This is a genomic window from Thalassospira sp. (assembly GCF_040218635.1).
In the GTDB taxonomy this organism is placed as follows: domain Bacteria; phylum Pseudomonadota; class Alphaproteobacteria; order Rhodospirillales; family Thalassospiraceae; genus Thalassospira.
Window position 1 is genome coordinate 89,115 of the sequence record NZ_JAVJRB010000009.1, and the last position, 20,468, is coordinate 109,582.

Consider the following 20,468-nt stretch of genomic DNA (forward strand, 5'->3'; position numbering starts at 1 on the left):
GCGTTATTGTAATGCCCTGTCCTTTATCCAAAACAGGGGAACGATGCTATGCGCGTCTTCTTTAATGCCCGTCACGATGCCCATGATGGCGCTGGCGAAATGCATCACGGGCGCATGGTGCCCTGTTTTGAAAATGCCCGACGCATTCCGATCATCCGCGATGCGGTGGCCCATGCGGTTCAGGCCCAACTGGTTGATCCGGCCGATCACGGCATGGATCCGATCCGCGCCATTCATGATCCCGACTATCTCGACTTTATCGAAAACGCGTGGGATGAGTGGACCAAGATTGGCAATACCGGCGATGCGTTTCCCTATGTTTGGCCCACGGCCGGATTTTCCGGCGGCAATCCCAAACATATCAGCGCACGCCTCGGCCAGTTCGCCATTTCATCGGACACACCGATCACGCAAGGCACGTGGAAAGCAGCCTATTGGGGTGCGCAGACGGTGAGTTCCGCAGCCGATGCGACATGGAATGACGGTGAAGCATCCTTTGCCCTGACCCGCCCGCCGGGACATCATGCCCATGCCAACCGTTATGGCGGTTATTGCTTCTTGAATAATTCTGCCATTGCCGCCCAGCAGATGATTGCCAAGGGGGCGAAGAAGGTCGCAATTCTGGATATCGATTATCATCACGGCAACGGCACGCAGGATATTTTCTATGAGCGCGGCGATGTTTTGACCATTTCAATTCATGCTGACCCGACCCAGCAATTCCCGTTCTTCATGGGCTATGCCAACGAAACCGGCCGCAATGACGGGCAGGGTGCCAACCTTAACCTTCCGCTTCCGGGCGGCAGTGATTTTGGCGCATGGGGTTTGGCCTATGCCAAGGCGATGCAAAAACTTGTGACCTGGCAGCCTGATGCATTGGTGATTGCGCTGGGCGTTGATGCGCACGAGGCTGAACCGATCTGTGATTTCAAACTTCAGACCGATGATTTTAAACGCATTGGTCAAATGATCGGTCGTTTGGCGCTTAAGACCGTTTTTGTCATGGAAGGCGGCTATGCCCATGACGTGATCGGTCATAACGTGGCGGCAGTTCTGAGCGGCTATCTGGCTGAATCCAAACGCTGATTACAGTTTATGCGGTTGCGGACAAAACAAACGCCCGTGCTGTATGCAGGGGCGTTTTTGATTGATTGGGCAAGTGCTCTAGCGTTCTAGCGTTCCCAAGGCGGGGTGCCGCCAAATTCGCCAACCAGAAAATCAACAAAGGCCCGAACACGGGTCGGCAGATAGCGGTTTTCCGGGTACAGCGTATAAACCGCATGCGATGGTGGCTGATAATCGGGCAGAACGATTTTAAGCTTGCCGTCGCGGATATGTTCGCCAACTTCCCAGTTTGATTTAAGCGCAATGCCATGACCATCAAGGCACCAGCGTGTGAGAACTTCGCCGTTATCAGAATCCATTGATCCGGAAACGGCAAGGGTTGCAGCCCCTTCATCACCGGGGCCGGTCAGCGTCCATTGATATTGCCGTGATCCGGGAAAGCGCAGAAGCAGGCAATTATGGTGCAAAAGGTCGCCGGGTACCGTCGGGGTGCCATGCTTTGCCAGATAGTCCGGGCTTGCGACCAGCATGCGTTTGTTTGATGCCAGTTTGCGGACAATCAGCGAGCTTTCTTTAAGCTCGGCAATACGGATGGCAAGATCGACCTTGTCTTGTAAAAGATCAAGCAAGCGGTCGGAAAGATGCAGGCGGATTTGCACATCGGGGTTTTTTTCAACGAATTTCGGAATGATCGGCGCGACATATTTGTTGCCAAACGCAATCGGGCAGGTCAGCGTTACGGGACCGCGGGTGGTGTTTTTCTGATTGGCGATGGCGTTTTCGGCTTCTTGCATTTCCGATAAAATGCGCAGGCAATGGCGATAATAAACGTCGCCTTCTGTCGTCAGATTAACCCGACGTGTCGTGCGGTTGAGCAAGCGCACACCAAGGCGTTCTTCAAGCCGCGCAATCCGGTTTGAGACGACGGCGGCCGAATGGCGCAACTCGCGCCCGGCAGCAGAAAGGTTGCCAAGTTCGGCAACGCGGACAAAAATCTGGATGTCCTCAAAGTCGGACATGGTGCGGGATGCTCCTGATATCGCTTGGTTTTTTGGCGTTTATGATTGTTATATATTCAATTTAACGGCGCACACTGTGCCATTTTAAAGAATAACTTGAAAGTCATTTCGATTATGTCCGGCTCCTTAATAATAGAGGCGGCCGGATGGCTATGTTAGGACAGGGTAAGAGATTGATCGGAAGGGGGCTGAGCGCGAACCGCACCGCTTGGACCCTGATCAAGAGAGGGGAAGCCCGACGGCAGTGATCTGTTCCGGGGCGAGACGGAGGTTTCTAACACCGTGGATATTCTGTTTCAGGACTGGATCAACCTGATCCTGCGCTGGGCGCATGTGATTACAGGCATCGCCTGGATCGGGTCGTCATTCTATTTTGTCTGGCTTGATCTTTCTTTGCGCAAGCGTCCGGGCATGGACGACGGTGTGTATGGCGAAGCATGGATGGTCCATGGCGGCGGGTTCTATCACGTCAATAAATGGATGGTTGCGCCGACCTCGATGCCATCAGAACTCCATTGGTTCAAATACGAGGCCTATTTCACATGGATTACCGGCTTCGCGCTTATGGTGACGATGTATTACTGGAGTGCGGAAAGCTATCTGATTGATCCAAGTGTTCTTGCCCTGACCAAGATGGATGCGATCCTGATTGGTCTTGGCAGCCTGTTTGCCGGTTGGGTCATTTATGACGTGATTTGCAAAAGCCCGATTGGTGAAAGTACGGCGAAACTTGCCATTGCCTTGTTCATCCTGATCATGGCCGGTGCGTATCTGTTTACCCATGTCTTTAGCGGGCGGGGGGCATTCATCCATGTCGGGGCGATGATCGGCACGATCATGGCGGCCAATGTGTTTCGCATCATTATCCCCAATCAGAAAAAGGTCGTCGCCAGTCTGATGGCCGGTGAGAAACCAGATCCTGCTTTGGGGCTTCAGGCCAAGCAGCGTTCAACCCACAACAATTACCTGACACTGCCCGTGCTGCTGATGATGATCAGCAACCATTATTCGATGCTGTTTTCCCATGATCAGTCATGGCTGATTGTCGGGCTTATACTGATCATTGGCGGTTTGGTGCGGCATTTCTTCAATACGCACAATGCCGGTGGATCCGGCAAGGCCATTGCCTGGCAGCTTCCGGCCGCCGGTGTTGGTATGGCGGTTCTGGCGATGTTTGCGTCCTATGATCCCAATAGGATTAAACTGGCAGATGAAGACATCATCACCGCCGATCATGCCTTGGCGATTGTCCAGACCCGCTGTGCGAGTTGTCATTCTGCCAATCCGCGCGACGAAGGGTTTGATGAAGCCCCGTCAGGGGTGATGTTTGACGACATTGCCCAGATCGAAGCCAATGCGCAGCGTGTTTTGGCGCAGGCCGTGATCGGCCGTGCCATGCCGCTTGGTAATATGACAGAGATGACCGACGAAGAACGCGCCCAGCTTGGCCTGTGGATCCGGGCAGGCATGCCCGAATAACTTTGCGGTCAACCGGTTCAACAGAATGAAGGGCGGTCGCGTGATGCGGCCGCCCTTTTGCGTTGACCTGTTGGTTTAAACCAAAGGGGAGGGGGAAGTGGTTTAACCCTATAGGCCAGCGTTATAGTTCATCGGCACCCAGTCATACATGGTGGCGTCTTCGCGGACATGACCGATGCCGGGGAATGCGATGTGGCAGCCGGCAACCAGATATTTTTCCGATACGGCCTCGGCAAAGGCGGCTTCGCGGGATGCGATGGCCTGTTTGCTGTCATTGTCAAAGGCAATGGCAACACCGGGTTCGTCAAATTGCACGACGTCGCCATGGGTGATGTCGCCCCAATAGACAAATTTCTCGCCCTTGCTTTCAATCCACAGCGCGCTGTGGCCCGGTGTATGGCCGGGACGGAAGGTGGTGTTGACCTTGCCCGGAATGGCAGCGGCATCGGGGGCGTATTTTTCCAAAGTGTCGCTATCGATGTAAGGGGTCAGTGCTTCGACCGCCTGATCAAAGAATGCCTTTGCATCTTCGGGCGCTGCGGCCTTGTTTTCGGAACTTAACCAGAATTGCGCATCCGCCTCGGGCACATGGACCTTGGCATTGGCAAAGACCTTTTTACCGCCCAGTGTCAGGCCGCCGGTGTGATCGGGATGAATATGGGTAATGACCACATCATCGATCTGATCGGGGTGATAGCCCGATGCGATGATATTGGCGGGCAGTTTCCCAAGTGATGGTCCCATCAGATCGCTGGTCCCGGCATCAAGTAGAACCAGACGATCCCCGAAATTCAGCAAATAGGCGTTAACTGATAAATGCGTCGGGGTGCCCTGAAACGCATTGGCAAGCGCAAGGCGGGCCTGTTCAGGTGTTGTATTGATGTAAAGATCGGCAATCGGGAACAGACCCGTGCCATCGGAAAGGGCGGTGACTTCAACATCCCCGACCATCAGGCGGTAATAGCCCGGGGCTTGTGTGCCAGCGAGTGGCGCCTTGGCCTTGGCAGCAAGGGGAACAAACACCGTGCTGCCAATTGCGCCGATCGCACCGGCGGCAAGGGTGCCTTTCAACATATCGCGACGTGATAACATTTTCTTTTCCCTCAAAATCGTCCGGGTGAACCGGCGGGTTGTAAGCTGATGGAGAAAATGTATAGTGCGACCAGTCAGTAATCAAATCGATGCGAATCATGGATAACATTGATCATTTCAATTTACGGTCTTTCGATCTCAACCTCATGGTTGCGTTTGACGCAATGATGCAAGAGATGAGTGTTACCAAATCTGCGGAAAAACTGCGTATTGGTCAGTCCGCGATGAGCCACAATTTATCAACGCTGCGCATGCTTCTGGATGATGAATTGTTCGTGCGGGTCGGACAAAAAATGCAACCAACCGCCAAGGCGCGCGCCTTGGCCGGGCCGGTGCGCACGGCATTATCGCAAGCACAAAGTGCTATTCAGGCAACGGACAGTTTCGATCCGGCAACGGCGGAACGTGTTTTTCGTCTTGGTGTGACCGGTGAAATGGAAATGATCCTGCTTCCGGCATTGCTGCGTCATTTGCAGATACATTCGCCCGAAACCAAACTTTTAAGCCGCACAATCACCGCCGACAGCGTTGATCTAATGATCAATAATGGCGAAATTGATTTGGCAATCGGATGTAAAAGCCCGGTGCAAGCAGGTTATCTCGGAGAAGTTCTTTTTAACTCCGAAGTCGCGTGTTGCTTTAACCCCGATCTTCTTGATCTGAGAACTCCCTTGTCGCGGGAGGATTATCTGGCATCCCGTCATGCCGTGTTGTCGCAAACAGGCAATGTCGCGGGATGTGTCGGCGATGCGTTGCAAGGGTTGGGGATTGATTTGAATGTTGTCATGGCAGCGCCCGATTTCATGCCGCTTTTGGCCGCAGCACGTAATACGCCGGTGATTGCAACGGTTCCTTGCCGTATCGCCACCCAGTATGCCCCGTTATTTGGTCTGGCCATTCGTCCGATGCCGATTGATGTTGCCTTTCCACCGGTGACGATGAACTGGGCGGTCTGGACCGATAAGGATGTGGGCCTGGTATGGTTGCGCGATCAGATCCGGTCCGTGATTGCATCCATCGCACCAGCGGAGCACGTGCAGGCAGCGGAATAACGTTCGCTGAAAATGAAAACGCCCCGCCGGGCGAACCGACGGGGCGGGAAGCTGCCATCAGGGAGGCAGATTGTGGTGCAATAACCGCAATGAAGGCGAAACTTCCACCCTTGAAATAAGAGCTGAAAACTATGGCGTCAATGTGATTAAAAAATGGTCATTATTTAATCTATGATTGAAAAATGCTCATGAAAAACGCAGGTCGCGCAAATATTCTCCTAAAAAGGCATGTGAAATAGTCGCATATTGCGTGGGAATCCCTCGATTCTTGATTTTATTCTACGGCGTTCGGAATCTGGCACGGTTTTAGCAAGTATCACTGCGGTGCAATAAACTCGCAGTGGAGGCTATAAATGAATAAGAAGCTTCAAGCGCTCGTAGGCGCTGGGGCCTTGGCATTGTCTGTAATGACCATGTCAGCCGCACAGGCAGCAGATACCATTAAAGTTGGTGTGCTGCATTCTCTCTCAGGGACGATGGCGATTTCGGAAACCACGCTCAAGGACACCGTCCTGATGCTGGTCGACGATCTGAATAAAAACGGTGGTCTGCTTGGGAAGCAGGTCGAGGCTGTGGTCGTTGACCCGGCATCCGATTGGCCGCTTTTCGCCGAGAAGGCCCGTGAGCTGATCGAAAAAGATCAGGTTGATGTTGTCTTTGGGTGCTGGACCTCGGTTTCGCGTAAATCGGTTCTGCCGGTTTTCGAAGAACTTAACAGCATGCTGTTCTATCCGGTTCAGTACGAAGGCGAAGAAAGCTCGCGCAACGTATTCTATACCGGTGCTGCTCCGAATCAGCAGGCCATTCCGGCTGTTGATTACCTGATGAGCGAAGATGGTGGTTCTGCTGAACGTATCGTTCTGCTTGGTACCGATTATGTTTATCCGCGTACCACCAACAAAATCCTGCGTTCTTATCTGAACGGCAAAGGTATCTCCGATGAAGACATCATGGAGAACTACACCCCGTTTGGTCATTCTGACTGGCAGTCGATCGTTGCTGACGTAAAAGCATTCGCATCGGCCGGTAAGAAAACCGCAGTGGTTTCGACCATTAACGGTGACGCGAACGTTCCGTTCTACAAAGAACTCGCCAACCAGGGCATCAAAGCCGAAGACATTCCGGTTGTTGCATTCTCTGTTGGTGAAGAAGAGCTGGCTGGTATCGATACCGCCCCGCTTGTTGGTCACCTTGCTGCCTGGAACTATTTCCAGTCGGTCGAAGCTGACGCCAACGCAGCCTTCATTGAAAAATGGCATGGCTTTATTGGTGATGAAGCACGCGTAACCAACGATCCGATGGAAGCAACCTATATCGGCTTTAACATGTGGAAACAGGCTGTTGAGCAGGCTGGCACCACCGATGTTGATGCGGTTCGCCAGGCCATGTATGGCCAGGAAGTTGCAAACCTGACCGGTGGCATGGCTGTCATGAACACCAACCACCACCTGTCCAAGCCGGTTCTGATCGGCGAAGTACAGGACGATGGTCAGTTTGACATCGTTTGGGAAACCGAAGGTACGGTTGTTGGCGATGCCTGGTCTGACTTCCTTCCGGAAAGCGCAAAGCTGACCGCCGACTGGACCTATCCTTGGGTTTGCGGCAACTGTGAAAAACCGATGTACTAATTGGTTTCGGGCGGGCCGGTCGTGGAAACGCGACCGGCCCGTTCACTTTAAGGATCCTGGCTCCCGCCCGGATATCCGATCTTTCTTTATTCCATTTTCCATATCGAATTCAAAGGTTTGGTGATCATGCGCAATGATATTTTTTCAGTGCTGCGCCGTTCTCCGTTTTCCATGAAAGTGGCAGCCCGCTACGTCGCGCGTTTTGGTTCGGTGGTGGCCTGCCTTATGGTGTTTGCGGTGGTTTCACCCAATGTCGCACAGGCCTTTAGCGACGAAGAACTGCGCAATATTGCCGAACAGCTGAATGACGGCAGCGCGACCAAGAAGGTCGCCGTCATTGAAAAAATGGCCGCCGATGGTGACCCGCGTGTCGCGCCGATCTTAAAGGCGATGCTCGATGGCGATCTTTATGTTCGCGACAGTGACGAGCATGTCGTCATTGCCACGAAAAAGGGCAAAGTTTTCACCCATATCGACATCGTAAGCGGCGAAGAAGCCGGTGAAAGTTCGTCCAAGGAACTTTCCAAGCTTAAGGTGAATAACCGTTTGCGCGGTGCGCTGCGCGATGCCTTGGCGACGCTGAACCTGTTTAGCCCGGACTTAACAATCCGCACAGCCGCGGTCGAACAGATCATGGATGCCCGTGATCCGGCGATGTTGCCATTATTGTTGCGCGCGATTGAACGCGAAGAAGACGAGACGCTTTTGGCGCGGATGGAACTGGCACAGGCGACCATGGCGTTGGCGGCGGGTGAAACCACCGAAGAACGCCTGAAGGCGATTGAAATTCTTGCCAGTGAAACCACCCCGCAAATTCGCGCAGTCCTGTCGCAATTCGTTGCCAGTGCCGAGGCAGAAGGGTTTGAACCCGAAGTGGTTTCTGCCGCCAAGGATGCGCTGGATTCTGTCGAAGGACGTCTTTCGACATGGCAGACCATTGGTGATGTTTATCGTGGCATCAGTTTGGGATCTGTCTTGCTGTTGGCTGCTGTTGGACTTGCCATCACGTTTGGTGTGATGGGGGTTATCAATATGGCCCACGGCGAAATGATCATGATCGGGGCCTATACCACCTTTATGGTGCAGCAGGCTTTGGCGCCATTTTTGCCATCGGGTTCGGCATGGTCGCTGATCATTTCAGTTCCGGTGGCTTTCCTTGTTGCCGGGATGGTCGGGGTTGTGATCGAACGGTGCGTGATCCGGTTCCTGTATGGTCGCCCGCTTGAAACGCTTTTGGCGACGTGGGGGGTGAGCCTTGTTTTACAACAAGCCATTCGGTCCATCTTTGGCGCGACCAACCAACAGGTTACCGCACCTGATTTCATGAGTGGCGCTGTTGAATTTTCAACCGGTCTTGTCCTGACCTATAACCGGCTCTGGATCATCTTGTTTAGTGTGATCGTGGTGGCGGGGATTGCCGCAGTTTTGCGCTATACGGCCTTCGGGTTGCAGATGCGCGCCGTCACACAAAACCGCCGCATGGCCGGGTCGGTCGGCATTCGAACCGGGTATGTTGATGCCCTGACCTTTGGTTTGGGATCGGGCATTGCAGGGATTGCCGGTGTTGCCCTTAGTCAGATTTCAAATGTCAGCCCGAACCTTGGTCAGACCTACATCATTGATAGTTTCATGGTGGTTGTGTTTGGCGGGGTGGGGAACCTTTGGGGCACGGTGCTTGGCGCGTTCAGCCTTGGCATTGTGAACAAATTCCTTGAACCGGTTGCCGGGGCTGTGCTTGCAAAGATCTTTGTTCTGATTGCGCTGATCCTGTTTATCCAGAAACGACCAAAGGGCCTGTTTGCCCTTAAGGGTCGCGCGGTGGAGGCGTAACCCATGACTGATTATCGTCAAAAATATCAAATGACACCGGTTGTTGGTTGGCTTCTTCAGGACCGTGGCGGGATGATCTTGCTTGCCATTTTGATGGCAGCCGCCGTTCTGATCCCGATTGGAAACCTTCTGGTTCCGGAAACCTCGGCGTTTCATGTGCCGACCTGGATGCTCAGCCTTTTGGGCAAATATCTGTGCTATGCGCTTCTTGCGCTTAGTGTTGATTTGATCTGGGGGTTCTGCGGCATTCTATCGCTTGGCCATGGGGCGTTTTTTGCGCTGGGTGGCTATTCGATGGGCATGTATCTGATGCGTCAGATCGGCGATCGTGGCGTTTATGGCAATCCTGAACTTCCGGATTTCATGGTGTTCCTGAACTGGACTGAATTGCCATGGTACTGGTATGGCTTTGATATGTTCTGGTTTGCCATTGTCATGGCGATGTTTGTGCCCGGACTTCTGGCCTTTGTCTTTGGGTTCCTGGCCTTTAGGTCCCGTGTCACGGGGGTTTATCTTTCGATCATTACACAGGCCATGACCTATGCGTTGCTGTTGGCGTTCTTCCGCAACGATATGGGATTTGGCGGCAATAACGGTCTGACCGATTTCAAGGATATTCTGGGATATTCGCTGCAATCGGATGGCACGCGTTCCGGGCTGTTTGTTGCATCCTGTGTGTTTCTTGGCATTTGTTACATCGTGGCACGCGGCATCACCCAGTCCCGGTTGGGCAAGGTTTTGATCGCCATCCGTGATGCCGAAAGCCGGGTGCGTTTTACCGGATACCGGGTTGAATATTACAAGCTGTTTGTCTTTACCGTATCGGCCGTCATGGCGGGTATTGCCGGTGCGCTTTATGTGCCGCAAGTCGGGATTATTAATCCGGGCGAATTTGCCCCGGCCCTTTCGATTGAAATCGTGATCTGGGTTGCGGTTGGCGGGCGCGGCACGCTGTATGGTGCGGTATTGGGGGCCTTTATTGTCAACTATGCCAAAACCTTCTTTACCGGTGTGATGCCGGATTTCTGGTTGTTCTTCCTGGGCGGGCTGTTCATCGCGGTTACCCTGTTCCTGCCAAAAGGCGTGATCGGGGCGGTTCCGGCATTTGGATCGCCTGATCGGCAATCGATCCTGACCACCATACGCAAACGGATCGCGGATCGACGCGCGAATGAGGGAGGCAAGCTATGAGTGACGCAGTTGCCGTTGAAATAAACGCCTCGGACACGCCACAGGTTAAATCGGCACGGGCCGAGACCATTTTGTATGTCGACGGGGTTTCGGTCACCTTTGACGGGTTCCGTGCCCTTAACAATCTGTCCTTTTATATCGAGCCGGGCGAACTTCGCGCGATTATCGGCCCGAACGGGGCCGGTAAAACCACGATGATGGATATCATCACCGGGAAAACCCGACCCGATACCGGCGATGTGCTGTTTAAAAGCGAGATTGACCTGACCAAAATGGACGAGGCCGAAATTGCCAATCTTGGCATCGGGCGCAAGTTCCAGAAACCGACCGTTTTTGAAAGTCACACGGTTTTTGACAATCTGCTTCTTGCCTGTTCGGGCGGGCGCGGTGTGTTTAGCGCGCTGTTCCATCGACTGTCTGAGCGTGAAAAGACCAAGATCGAAAAGACCCTGATCACGATCATGCTGGAAGCCAAGCGCGACGAGTTGGCGGCCAATCTTTCGCATGGGCAAAAGCAGTGGCTGGAAATCGGCATGCTGTTGATGCAGGAACCCGAACTTCTTCTGGTTGATGAACCGGTTGCCGGAATGACGGATTCCGAAACCGAAGAAACCGCCAAGCTTTTGCGCACCATCGCCAAGGAATACTCGGTTGTGGTGGTCGAGCATGACATGGAGTTCGTGCGTGACCTTGATTGCAAGGTGACCGTGCTGCACGAAGGATCGGTTCTGGCCGAAGGGCGGCTTGATCATGTGCAGAAAGACCCGCGGGTCATTGAAGTTTATCTGGGCCGATAGGGAGGTATTGTAACATGCTCGATGTCAGCAAAATTGATCTGTTTTACGGTGCGTCTCATGCCCTGCGCAAAGTGTCGCTGAATGCCGAAACGGGTAAGGTGACCGCGGTTCTGGGCCGCAACGGGGTGGGGAAAACATCGCTTATGCGTGCGGTTGTCGGGCAACACCCGATTGCCGATGGCAACATCAAATGGGAAGGCAAAGACATCTCGCGCGATCCGGCATGGCGCCGGTCGGCCAATGGCATTGCGATTGTGCCACAAGGCCGTGAGATTTTCCCGCTTTTGACCGTCAAAGAAAACCTTGAAACCGGCTTTGCCGCCTTGCCACGACCCTTGCGCCATATCCCCGACGAGATTTTTGATCTGTTCCCGGTTCTGCGCGACATGCTGAGCCGTCGCGGTGGTGACCTGTCGGGCGGGCAGCAACAGCAGCTTGCGATTGGTCGTGCACTTGTGACCCGCCCGCGTTTGCTGGTGCTTGACGAGCCGACCGAAGGCATTCAGCCATCGATCATTAAAGACATTCAGCGCGTGATCAAACAGCTTGCCGGTCGTGGTGATATGGCGATTTTGCTGGTCGAGCAATATTTTGAATTTGCCCATGAACTGGCCGATGAAATTGTTGTTCTGGAACGTGGTGAAGTTGTTTTGTCGGGCACAAAGGACTCTCTGGATCGGGAAAAAGTGCGGGCATATCTGACTGTTTGATCAGCATTTGCCGAAATTTTGCGCAAACTTGATCTAAATGATCAGACTATTGGCGACAGGAATCCGTGCATTGGGATGGATTTCGTTGTTGGCCCGCATCTTGCTGTTAAGCCCCTTGGAATTGAACCGCATCAATCAGGTGGCTTAGTGCAACTTCGCAAACTCGAAACCCCGGTATCTGCGCTGAGCACTGCAGATACAGCAACGACCGGAACACCGGCGCGCATCGTTACCGATGGCCGTGCTGAGGTGACCTATCGCACCGGCACGGGGCCGACCCATCAGGGCGGGCATGCGGCACTTGATCATCTTTATTACCGCGATCCGATGAAAATCCTGTTCCCGCGCCCGATGGCGGGGGATCTGACGACGGCTGTTCTGGTGACAACATCGGGTGGCATGGTCGGTGGGGACAAGCTTGCCTTTGCCGGTAAGGTCGAAGCAGGGGCATCGGCCCTTTTTACAGCCCAGGCGGCGGAAAAGATTTACCGGTCCGTTGGTCCCGATTGTGAAATGTCGGTTGATCTGGGCGTTGAAGACGGCGGGTGGCTTGAATGGTTGCCCCATGAAACCATCCTGTTTGATCAGGCCCGTTTGCGCCGCAAGACAACCGTGGCTGCAACCGGTTCGGGCATGGTTCTTGCCGGGGAAATGATGGTGTTTGGCCGTCTGGCGCGCGGGGAAGTTTTTAAAACCGGATTGGCCCGCGATGCATGGGATGTGTCGATTGACGGTCGCCCGATCTGGCGCGATGCCTTGCATCTCGAAGGCGATGTTTTACGCATGCTTGATCATGGTGCGGCCTTTGATGGCGCGCGTGCCAATGCAACGGCGATCTTGGTCGGGCAGGGGGCGGAAGATCGTCTTTCGGATGCACGTGAGTGTCTTGAAGCGGCCTGTGACGGGTTGGCATCAGGTGACGTTTTGTGCGCAGCGACTGCAATGAAGGGAATTGTGATTGCGCGCTTTATGGCGCGTGATCCGATGAATTTACGCCGGGTGTACGGCGCATGGTGGAAGAAGTTCCGTCATAGAACAAGGGAGCTTCCCGAACGCTTGCCGCGTTTGTGGGAGATTTAAAACGGTGGATCCAAGGAGTAGGCAGGCATGAATCTGACGCCACGCGAAAAGGACAAGCTGCTGGTTTCGGTTGCTGCAATGGTCGCACGCAATCGCCTTGCACGCGGTGTAAAGCTGAACCATCCCGAAGCAATCGCAATCATCACAGATTACGTTGTTGAAGGTGCACGGGATGGCAAATCGGTTGCCGATCTGATGCGCGACGGGGCAACCGTTATTTCGCGCGCACAGGTGATGGATGGCATCGCCGAAATGATCCACGATATTCAGGTCGAAGCAACGTTCCCCGATGGGACCAAGCTTGTGACCGTTCACGAACCAATTCGTTGAGGGGGCGCGTTTCATGATTCCAGGTGAAATCATTACCAAAGAAGGCAGCCTCATCCTCAATGAGGGGCGTGAAACCAAGGTGATTAAAGTTGCCAATACCGGTGACCGTCCGGTGCAGGTTGGTTCGCACTATCATTTCTATGAAACCAATCCGGGGCTTGATTTTGATCGCGAAGCCGCAAAGGGCTTTCGCCTTGATATTCCGGCAGGAACGGCCGTCCGGTTTGAGCCGGGCCAGTCACGCGAAGTCAATCTGGTCAAATATGCCGGAACCGGCACGGTTTACGGATTTAACGCCAAAATCAACGGCAAGCTTTAAGCGGGGGATACGATAAATGGCATATGAAATTGATCGTCCATCCTACGCTGCCATGTTTGGCCCGACTGTGGGTGACAAGGTCCGTCTGGCCGATACCGACCTGATCATTGAAGTTGAAAAAGACTTCACGACACTGGGCGAAGAAGTCAAATTTGGCGGTGGCAAAGTCATCCGTGATGGCATGGGTCAGTCACAGGCAACCCGGGCCGAAGGTTCGGTTGATACCGTCATCACCAATGCGCTGATCTTGGATTATACCGGCATCGTCAAAGCCGATATCGGTATCCGCGATGGCCGAATTGCTGCCGTTGGTAAGGCCGGGAACCCGGATATTCAGCCCGGTGTTGATATCATCATTGGTCCGGGGACCGAAGTCATTGCCGGTGAAGGCAACATCATCACCGCAGGCGGTATTGATGCCCATATTCACTGGATTTGCCCGCAACAGGTTGAAGACGCGCTTTATTCCGGTGTGACCAGCATGTTGGGCGGCGGAACCGGCCCGGCGGCCGGAACCAATGCGACCACCTGTACGCCCGGTCCGTGGCATATCGCCCGGATGCTTCAGGCGGCTGATGGCATTCCGATGAATATCGGTTTCTTTGGCAAGGGCAATGCGACCCTGCCGGGATCATTGATTGAACAGGTCAAAGCCGGTGCCTGTGGCCTGAAACTGCATGAAGACTGGGGCACGACGCCTGCGGCAATTGATACATGCTTATCCGTTGCCGATGATCTTGATGTGCAAGTCATGATCCATACTGATACATTGAATGAAAGCGGATTTGTCGAACATACCCGCGCAGCGTTCAAGGGCCGCACCATTCATACCTTCCACACCGAAGGGGCCGGTGGTGGCCACGCGCCAGACATTATCAAGCTGTGTGGTGAAGCCAACGTTATTCCAAGTTCGACCAATCCGACCCGGCCTTTCACGGTCAATACGATTGACGAACATCTTGATATGTTGATGGTCTGCCATCACCTTGATCCGAAAATCCCCGAAGACGTCGCCTTTGCCGAAAGCCGTATTCGCCGTGAAACGATTGCGGCTGAAGACATCCTGCATGACCTTGGTGCGTTTTCGATCATTTCATCAGACAGTCAGGCGATGGGCCGCGTTGGCGAAGTCATCACCCGGACCTGGCAGACAGCAGACAAGATGAAAAAGCAGCGCGGTGCGTTGCCCGAAGATGCCGGTGCGGGCAATGATAACTTCCGTGCCAAACGTTATATCGCGAAATACACCATCAACCCGGCGATTGCCCAAGGGATCGGGTCGCATGTTGGATCGATCGAGGTTGGCAAAATCGCCGATCTTGTGGTGTGGAAACCGATGTTCTTTGGCACCAAACCCGACATGGTGATCAAGGCAGGCATGATTGTGGCGGCTGCCATGGGGGATCCGAATGCATCGATCCCGACCCCGCAGCCGGTGCATTATCGCCCGATGTTTGGTTCTTACGGTGGGGCGCTTGCCAAAACCAGTTTCTCGTTCGTGTCCCAGGCGGGCATTGATGCCGGGATTGCCGCAGAATTTGGTCTGGCCAAGGAACTCCTTGCCGTTTCCAACACGCGCAACATCGGCAAAAAGGATATGAAGCTTAATGATGCTTTACCGAAAATGGAAGTCGACCCGGAAACCTATCAGGTGACGGCAGACGGCGAACTTCTGACCTGTCAGCCGGTTGATACTGTGCCGATGGCACAGCGTTATTTCCTGTTCTGATCGGATTTGGACACCATTATGCGTCATGCCATTGAACATATCCCGGTTGATCGTACCGATACGTCTGAAGTCCGCGGCACGGTGACCTTGGTGTTTTCTGATCGCCATCGTCGGCGCATTCGTCTGCATGATGATGCGGGCGATGCCTTTTTGCTCGACCTGCCGCATGCGGTGCGACTGGCCGATGGGGATCGTTTGCGATTGATTGATGGCGGGGTGATTGTGGTGCGGGCCGCGGAAGAACCGGTATTGACCATCACGGCCGCCGGGCCGATTGCGACGGCCAAACTGGCATGGCATATCGGCAACCGTCATACCCCGGTTCAGGTTCTTGATGACGGGCGTTTGCGGATCATTGATGATCACGTGATGCGCGACATGATTTTGGGCCTTGGTGGTGTGGTGGAAAGCGAAATCGCGCCGTTTGATCCGCTAAACGGGGCTTATCACGGTCTTGGCGGGGCCCATGGTCACAGCCATGGCAATGATCATTTCGACCATGATGATCATGATCACGGGCATGATCATTCCCATGACATTTCGCATGATCCTGCGCACGCACATGCTCATGCGGTGGGAAAACCTCATGACCATTAATGCCGACGATCTGATCCTTAATCCGGCCGGCCTGATGCGGTTGATGACCTGGCTTAGCCCGTCCTTCCCGGTCGGGGCGTATTCGTACTCCCATGGTGTGGAATATGCGGTTGAAGATGGTCGGGTTGGGTCGGCCGAAACCCTGATCAACTGGGTTGAAGGCGTTTTGGAATTTGGTGCGGGCCGGATTGATGCGGTGCTGTTTTGTGCGGCTTGGCGGGCGGCACTTTCTGGTGATGAAGATGCGCTGTTTAACATCGGGATTGAAGCCGATTGTTGGCGCGGCACGTCTGAAATGGCGCTTGAAGCAACCGCACAGGGGCGCGCATTTGTCTCGACGACGCAAAAGGTCTGGGGTCATGGCATTATCACGCGCTGGGCAGACAGAATGCGCCTTGATGATCGTCTGCCATCCTATCCGGTGGCGGTTGGCATTGCCGCGGCCGAGGCCAAAGTACCGTTGCGCGATGCGTTGACCGCTTATTTGCATGCCATGGCGGCAAATCTTGTGTCCAGTGCTGTGCGTTTGGTGCCACTTGGTCAGACCGATGGTGTGCGATCACTGTCGTCACTTGATAAGGCCGTTTCAATTGCGGTTGATCATGCGATGGCGACCGATCTTTGCGATCTTGGGGCGGCGGCCCCGATGGTCGATTGGACATCTATGAAACACGAAACCCAATATACGAGGTTATTTAGATCATGAGTTCACCCCTTCGTATCGGTATTGGTGGCCCGGTCGGGTCCGGTAAAACCGCCCTTTTGGAACGTCTGTGCAAGGCCATGCGTGACGAGTTCAATATCGCTGCCATCACCAACGATATTTACACCCGCGAAGACGCCGAATTCATGACCCGTTCGGGCGCATTGGATGCTGATCGCATTGCAGGTGTTGAAACCGGCGGTTGTCCGCATACCGCCATTCGCGAAGATGCGTCGATCAATCTTGCCGCGGTCGAAGATATGGCGTCCAAGCACGCCGGGCTTGAGGCGATCTTTATTGAATCGGGTGGCGATAATCTGTCGGCCACCTTCTCGCCGGAACTTGCCGACATCACCATTTACGTCATTGACGTTTCCGCCGGCGATAAAATCCCGCGCAAGGGTGGTCCGGGCATTACCCGGTCTGATTTGCTGGTGATTAATAAAACCGATCTTGCACCGCTGGTTGGTGCCGATCTGGGGGTGATGGACCGCGATGCCAAGAAAATGCGCGGCACCCGTCCGTTCCTGTTTACCAATCTTAAGGCCATGGATGGCCTTGAAGACGTTAAGAATTTCATCATCGAGACAGGGGGGCTCCGCCAATCCGCAGCGTCCTGATATGGGGATAGATGGACGCATCAATTTAGCGGATGACGGGAGCACACAACGCCCGGCCAGTAATGGTCGGGCGTTCGTGTTTTGCGCGAAAAACAATTTATGCAACTTTTTGGTTGCGTAATAAAAGGTCTTCTGGCACGTTAAAGGCAACCAGGAGGTTGCGTTATGTCAAATACCATTGAGACGTCGATTGAAATCAAAGCATCGCGGGCACGTGTCTGGCAGGCCCTGACAGATCATCGTCAGTTTGGCGCATGGTTCGGGGTTGATATTGAAGCCCCGTTCACGGTTGGTGAAGTTTCCAACGGCAAGATTACCATTGAAGGCTTTACCCATGTACCGTGGAATTCCACGATCAAGGCGATGGAGGAACCGGCCTATTTCGCCTATACATGGCATCCCTATGCGGTTGACCCAAAAGTCGATTACACCGATGAGCCCGAAACACTTGTCGAGTTCTGGCTCGAAGAAACTGCGGGTCAAACATCTGTTCGGGTGCGGGAAACCGGATTTGATAATCTACCGCCACATCGGGTTGCTGAAGCTTTGCGGGCCAATACGAATGGCTGGGGATTCCAGTTGGAAAACATCAAAAAACATGCCGAAAACTGAAAATAATCTGGGTAATGGCAAGCATGACAGGGATTTTTCCGTCATGTTTGCCGCATTGGGCGATCCTACACGGTTGGCGATCTTTGATCGGTTGGCCGATGGCAGGCCGCGTTCGATCTCGACCTTGTCTGATGATGCCGACATGACCCGGCAGGCCGTGACCAAACATCTTCGGGTGCTCGAAGGGGCCGGGCTGGTGCAGAACCACAAGGTCGGGCGCGAAAGCCACTATGCCTTTTGCCCCGAACAACTCGCACAGGCCCGTGAATATCTTGATCAGGTTGCGGGGCGTTGGGAATCTGCACTGATGCGGCTTAAAACCTTTGTCGAAGAAGATAATACTCTCGGTTCACCGTAACCAGCTTGGGGTGAACGCAGAGACAAAGTTTGAGTGTTTGCCTCTTTCATCTACGATCAGGTCGAGGCCTTTAAGGCGAATTTGCACAGCTGTGCTCGAAACGTCAAAAAAGTCTGAAAGGGCATAAATCAGTTTAAAGTAGTCAACTTGATTGTGCGGTTGGTCATCGACAAAAATATAGCCGTGTCCTTTATCGCGAATTCCGAATTCTGTTTTTAGTTCTTTGATTTTTAGTAGTAGTACGACCTTGGGCAGCAGCAGATGTGACGCAAAAAGGTTTGCTTGGTACTCCATCCGATCAATTGGGTTTCCCTTGCTACCAGGGTTTGAAATCATCAGGTCTTGTTTGATAGTCGTTTCTGAGCTCAAGAATTTGGCGTGCTGCAATTGGAAATGCCCAATTTCGTGGGCTAGTGTAAACCTCTCTCGTTGCAGGTTGCCGCTATCGTAAATCGAAATGGCGTTGTTAGCGAAGTCAGCCTTCCCCAGAATTTCGTAGCCATCCACATTGGGGGCGCTGTCGCCTTTATCGGTTAGAGCCAGTCCTAAGTATTGGCAGACCTCATATAGATCTACCGGGCCGTCGAAGTAGCCTATGGATTGAAGTAGTGTGTTCGCAAACGCTTCGATTTGGTCGTTGCTTATGTAGGTGATTCGGGAGCTTGGAGGCTTTTCTGTTTCTGGATCTTCGGTGGAAATACCAACTAGTTCCCTTAGAAAGGCTCTTGGGTTATCGTAGTATCTTCCCATAAAAGTAGCGGCGAACTTGAGTTTCTTCGTTTGGTAATTTTTTTCGAACAAAGAAGTTCTTGTGAACTTGGTGTTGAAATTCTCTCTCAAGCGCCTTTCAGCGATGAATTCTAAGCCGTGTTCATCGAATTTGACGATGCCAATTTTTCTGCTTTTTGCTAGTTTTTCAGCTCCACGTTGCAAGGCAGAGGAAACGACTATAAAGCCTTTTGTGTTGTGCCTTCCTATACGACTCAATTTGTCGGAGAAGTCAGTTATTTCGGTCTCTGGAACGCTCCCACTATAGTTCTTGCACTCCAATACTATAATTTCTTGAGGCTCAAGTTCTGGTTTGCGCCGAATTTCAATAGAGACATCAAATTCGACGTAGTCTTGGCGTTCTTTGCAGTAGTATTTGGGCTTCCAGTGAACCGAGCATACCTGTGGAGCTTGAGTGTCCAACAGAAGTTGCCCTCGTTCTTGCTGTTCAATCAAAAATTCATAGATTGCTTGTTCCAGCTCATTCCCAATACGAACAGTATCCAAATCTGTTCACTCCAATATCGCGATATGTCTACGTGGATTAGGGTTGTTTACACGCTATCATGAATTGCTGCGCCTTCTCTACCATTCGCTATCTGGTTGATTTTTGTGGGGCTAAGCATGTTGCGATGGAGTTTCTCTAAGTAATTAGAAATTTTGGAAGTTTTGGGAATACACGAATTTTCGGACGGATGGTCGGCGTCATTTTGCTTGGCGTCGGTCGGATTTGCGGTTATCCCATATCGCGTTGAGCCGGTCGGGCGGACCGGCTAAACCAAGATCGTCTTGCGCAAGGGGTTGATGCAAGAGGATCTTATAACGGGAATGGGAACCGTTACATGAAGACCAAAGATATTGTCTATATCGCCCTGTTTGCAGCACTTACCGCTGTTCTTGGGCTGTTTCCGCCAATCACACTTCCGGTTACCGGCGTTCCGGTAACAGCACAATCACTTGGCCCGATGTTGGCTGGTGCCATTCTTGGTGCCCGTCGCGGTGGTTTGTCGATTGTGCTGTTCCTTGTGCTGGTGGCGGTTGGCTTGCCGCTGCTTTCCGGTGGGCGTGCCGGTTTTGGCGTGATGATTGGTGTGACCGGCGGGTTCATTTTTGGCTGGGCTGTTGCGGCCTTTGTCATCGGCCTTCTGATCGAAAAATTCTGGGACAAGCTGAACGTTGTTAATGCGGCACTGTCTATCGCCTTTGGCGGGATTGTTGTGCTGTATGCCATTGGCAATGCATGGGTCGCGGTTGTGGCCGATATCAGCTATTGGCAGGCAACTGTCGGGGCGGCACCGTTCCTGATCGGTGATGCGATCAAGGTTGCGATTGCGGTTGCCGCATGCCTTGCGGTGAAGCGCTCCTACCCCTTGATTTCCAAGGCAGCCTAACGTCTTATGGCCGCAGGCATCGATCTTGTTTGAAGCCTGCGGACGTCCTTTGCCGGGTGAATGCCCGTGCAATGCCCAGTTCATGCTCCCCGAACATA

The 20,468-nt window shown here is 53.3% G+C and carries 21 protein-coding genes; 18 read left to right on the top strand and 3 right to left on the bottom strand.

The window, feature by feature from the left end:
- Positions 1-48 precede the first annotated feature (48 nt).
- Positions 49-1,086 (top strand): histone deacetylase family protein, encoded by a 1,038-nt coding sequence (locus RIC05_RS08340; protein ID WP_350046703.1) that lies wholly within the window; start codon positions 49-51, stop codon positions 1,084-1,086.
- A gap of 86 nt (positions 1,087-1,172) precedes the next feature.
- Here the strand turns inward: RIC05_RS08340 and RIC05_RS08345 are convergent, their stop codons facing one another.
- Positions 1,173-2,084: a LysR family transcriptional regulator gene (locus RIC05_RS08345; protein ID WP_350042810.1), complete on the bottom strand. Its 912-nt coding sequence runs from the start codon at positions 2,082-2,084 to the stop codon at positions 1,173-1,175.
- A 282-nt stretch (positions 2,085-2,366) separates the two neighbouring features.
- Between RIC05_RS08345 and RIC05_RS08350 the strand changes: the two genes are divergently transcribed.
- Positions 2,367-3,563 (top strand): urate hydroxylase PuuD, encoded by a 1,197-nt coding sequence (locus RIC05_RS08350; RefSeq protein WP_350046704.1) that lies wholly within the window; start codon positions 2,367-2,369, stop codon positions 3,561-3,563.
- A gap of 108 nt (positions 3,564-3,671) precedes the next feature.
- Here RIC05_RS08350 and RIC05_RS08355 read toward each other — a convergent pair whose 3' ends face one another.
- The gene (locus tag RIC05_RS08355; RefSeq protein WP_350046705.1) at positions 3,672-4,655 is read right to left on the bottom strand and encodes an MBL fold metallo-hydrolase; all 984 of its coding nucleotides are present in this window, start codon (positions 4,653-4,655) and stop codon (positions 3,672-3,674) included.
- A 146-nt stretch (positions 4,656-4,801) separates the two neighbouring features.
- Here RIC05_RS08355 and RIC05_RS08360 point away from each other — a divergent pair, with 146 nt between their 5' ends.
- The 15 genes from RIC05_RS08360 (at position 4,802) to RIC05_RS08430 (ending at position 18,211) form a co-directional block, all read left to right on the top strand.
- On the top strand, positions 4,802-5,707 hold the full coding sequence (locus RIC05_RS08360) for a LysR family transcriptional regulator (protein WP_350047032.1): 906 nt from the start codon (positions 4,802-4,804) through the stop codon (positions 5,705-5,707).
- 353 nt (positions 5,708-6,060) lie between these two features.
- Positions 6,061-7,335: an urea ABC transporter substrate-binding protein gene (gene urtA, locus RIC05_RS08365; RefSeq protein WP_502989545.1), complete on the top strand. Its 1,275-nt coding sequence runs from the start codon at positions 6,061-6,063 to the stop codon at positions 7,333-7,335.
- 126 nt (positions 7,336-7,461) lie between these two features.
- Positions 7,462-9,165: an urea ABC transporter permease subunit UrtB gene (urtB, locus tag RIC05_RS08370; protein WP_350046706.1), complete on the top strand. Its 1,704-nt coding sequence runs from the start codon at positions 7,462-7,464 to the stop codon at positions 9,163-9,165.
- 3 nt (positions 9,166-9,168) lie between these two features.
- Entirely contained in the window at positions 9,169-10,356 is a 1,188-nt protein-coding gene (gene urtC, locus RIC05_RS08375; protein WP_350046707.1) for an urea ABC transporter permease subunit UrtC, read from the top strand.
- Positions 10,353-11,153, top strand: a complete 801-nt coding sequence (gene urtD, locus RIC05_RS08380; RefSeq protein ID WP_350042804.1) for an urea ABC transporter ATP-binding protein UrtD — start codon at positions 10,353-10,355, stop codon at positions 11,151-11,153. Before urtC ends, urtD begins: the two co-directional genes overlap by 4 nt.
- 14 nt (positions 11,154-11,167) lie before the next feature.
- Entirely contained in the window at positions 11,168-11,863 is a 696-nt protein-coding gene (urtE, locus tag RIC05_RS08385) for an urea ABC transporter ATP-binding subunit UrtE (protein WP_350046708.1), read from the top strand.
- Positions 11,864-11,938: 75 nt separating this feature from the next.
- Entirely contained in the window at positions 11,939-12,943 is a 1,005-nt protein-coding gene (locus RIC05_RS08390; protein ID WP_350046709.1) for an urease accessory protein UreD, read from the top strand.
- A gap of 27 nt (positions 12,944-12,970) precedes the next feature.
- Positions 12,971-13,273 carry an urease subunit gamma gene (locus RIC05_RS08395; protein WP_350046710.1) on the top strand — a complete coding sequence of 101 codons (303 nt, stop codon included), beginning with the start codon at positions 12,971-12,973 and terminating at the stop codon, positions 13,271-13,273.
- A 13-nt stretch (positions 13,274-13,286) separates the two neighbouring features.
- Positions 13,287-13,592 (top strand): urease subunit beta, encoded by a 306-nt coding sequence (locus RIC05_RS08400; RefSeq protein ID WP_350042800.1) that lies wholly within the window; start codon positions 13,287-13,289, stop codon positions 13,590-13,592.
- Between the two features lie 16 nt (positions 13,593-13,608).
- Positions 13,609-15,321 carry an urease subunit alpha gene (gene ureC / locus RIC05_RS08405; RefSeq protein WP_350046711.1) on the top strand — a complete coding sequence of 571 codons (1,713 nt, stop codon included), beginning with the start codon at positions 13,609-13,611 and terminating at the stop codon, positions 15,319-15,321.
- Between the two features lie 18 nt (positions 15,322-15,339).
- Entirely contained in the window at positions 15,340-15,918 is a 579-nt protein-coding gene (locus tag RIC05_RS08410; protein ID WP_350046712.1) for an urease accessory protein UreE, read from the top strand.
- Entirely contained in the window at positions 15,908-16,624 is a 717-nt protein-coding gene (locus tag RIC05_RS08415) for an urease accessory protein UreF (RefSeq protein ID WP_350046713.1), read from the top strand. The genes RIC05_RS08410 and RIC05_RS08415 overlap by 11 nt, the downstream gene beginning before the upstream one ends.
- A complete protein-coding gene (gene ureG / locus RIC05_RS08420; RefSeq protein ID WP_350046714.1) occupies positions 16,621-17,241 on the top strand; it encodes an urease accessory protein UreG in 621 nt (206 codons plus the stop codon). The genes RIC05_RS08415 and ureG overlap by 4 nt, the downstream gene beginning before the upstream one ends.
- A 165-nt stretch (positions 17,242-17,406) precedes the next feature.
- A complete protein-coding gene (locus RIC05_RS08425; protein WP_350046715.1) occupies positions 17,407-17,853 on the top strand; it encodes an SRPBCC family protein in 447 nt (148 codons plus the stop codon).
- Positions 17,840-18,211, top strand: coding sequence for an ArsR/SmtB family transcription factor (locus RIC05_RS08430; RefSeq protein WP_350046716.1), 372 nt, complete (start codon positions 17,840-17,842; stop codon positions 18,209-18,211). Before RIC05_RS08425 ends, RIC05_RS08430 begins: the two co-directional genes overlap by 14 nt.
- Here RIC05_RS08430 and RIC05_RS08435 read toward each other — a convergent pair.
- Complete coding sequence (locus tag RIC05_RS08435) at positions 18,203-19,486, bottom strand: ImmA/IrrE family metallo-endopeptidase (protein WP_350046717.1); 1,284 nt, start codon at positions 19,484-19,486, stop codon at positions 18,203-18,205. The two genes, RIC05_RS08430 and RIC05_RS08435, sit on opposite strands and share 9 nt — an antisense overlap.
- A 335-nt stretch (positions 19,487-19,821) precedes the next feature.
- Between RIC05_RS08435 and RIC05_RS08440 the strand changes: the two genes are divergently transcribed.
- On the top strand, positions 19,822-20,370 hold the full coding sequence (locus RIC05_RS08440) for a biotin transporter BioY (RefSeq protein WP_350042794.1): 549 nt from the start codon (positions 19,822-19,824) through the stop codon (positions 20,368-20,370).
- Positions 20,371-20,468 lie beyond the last annotated feature (98 nt).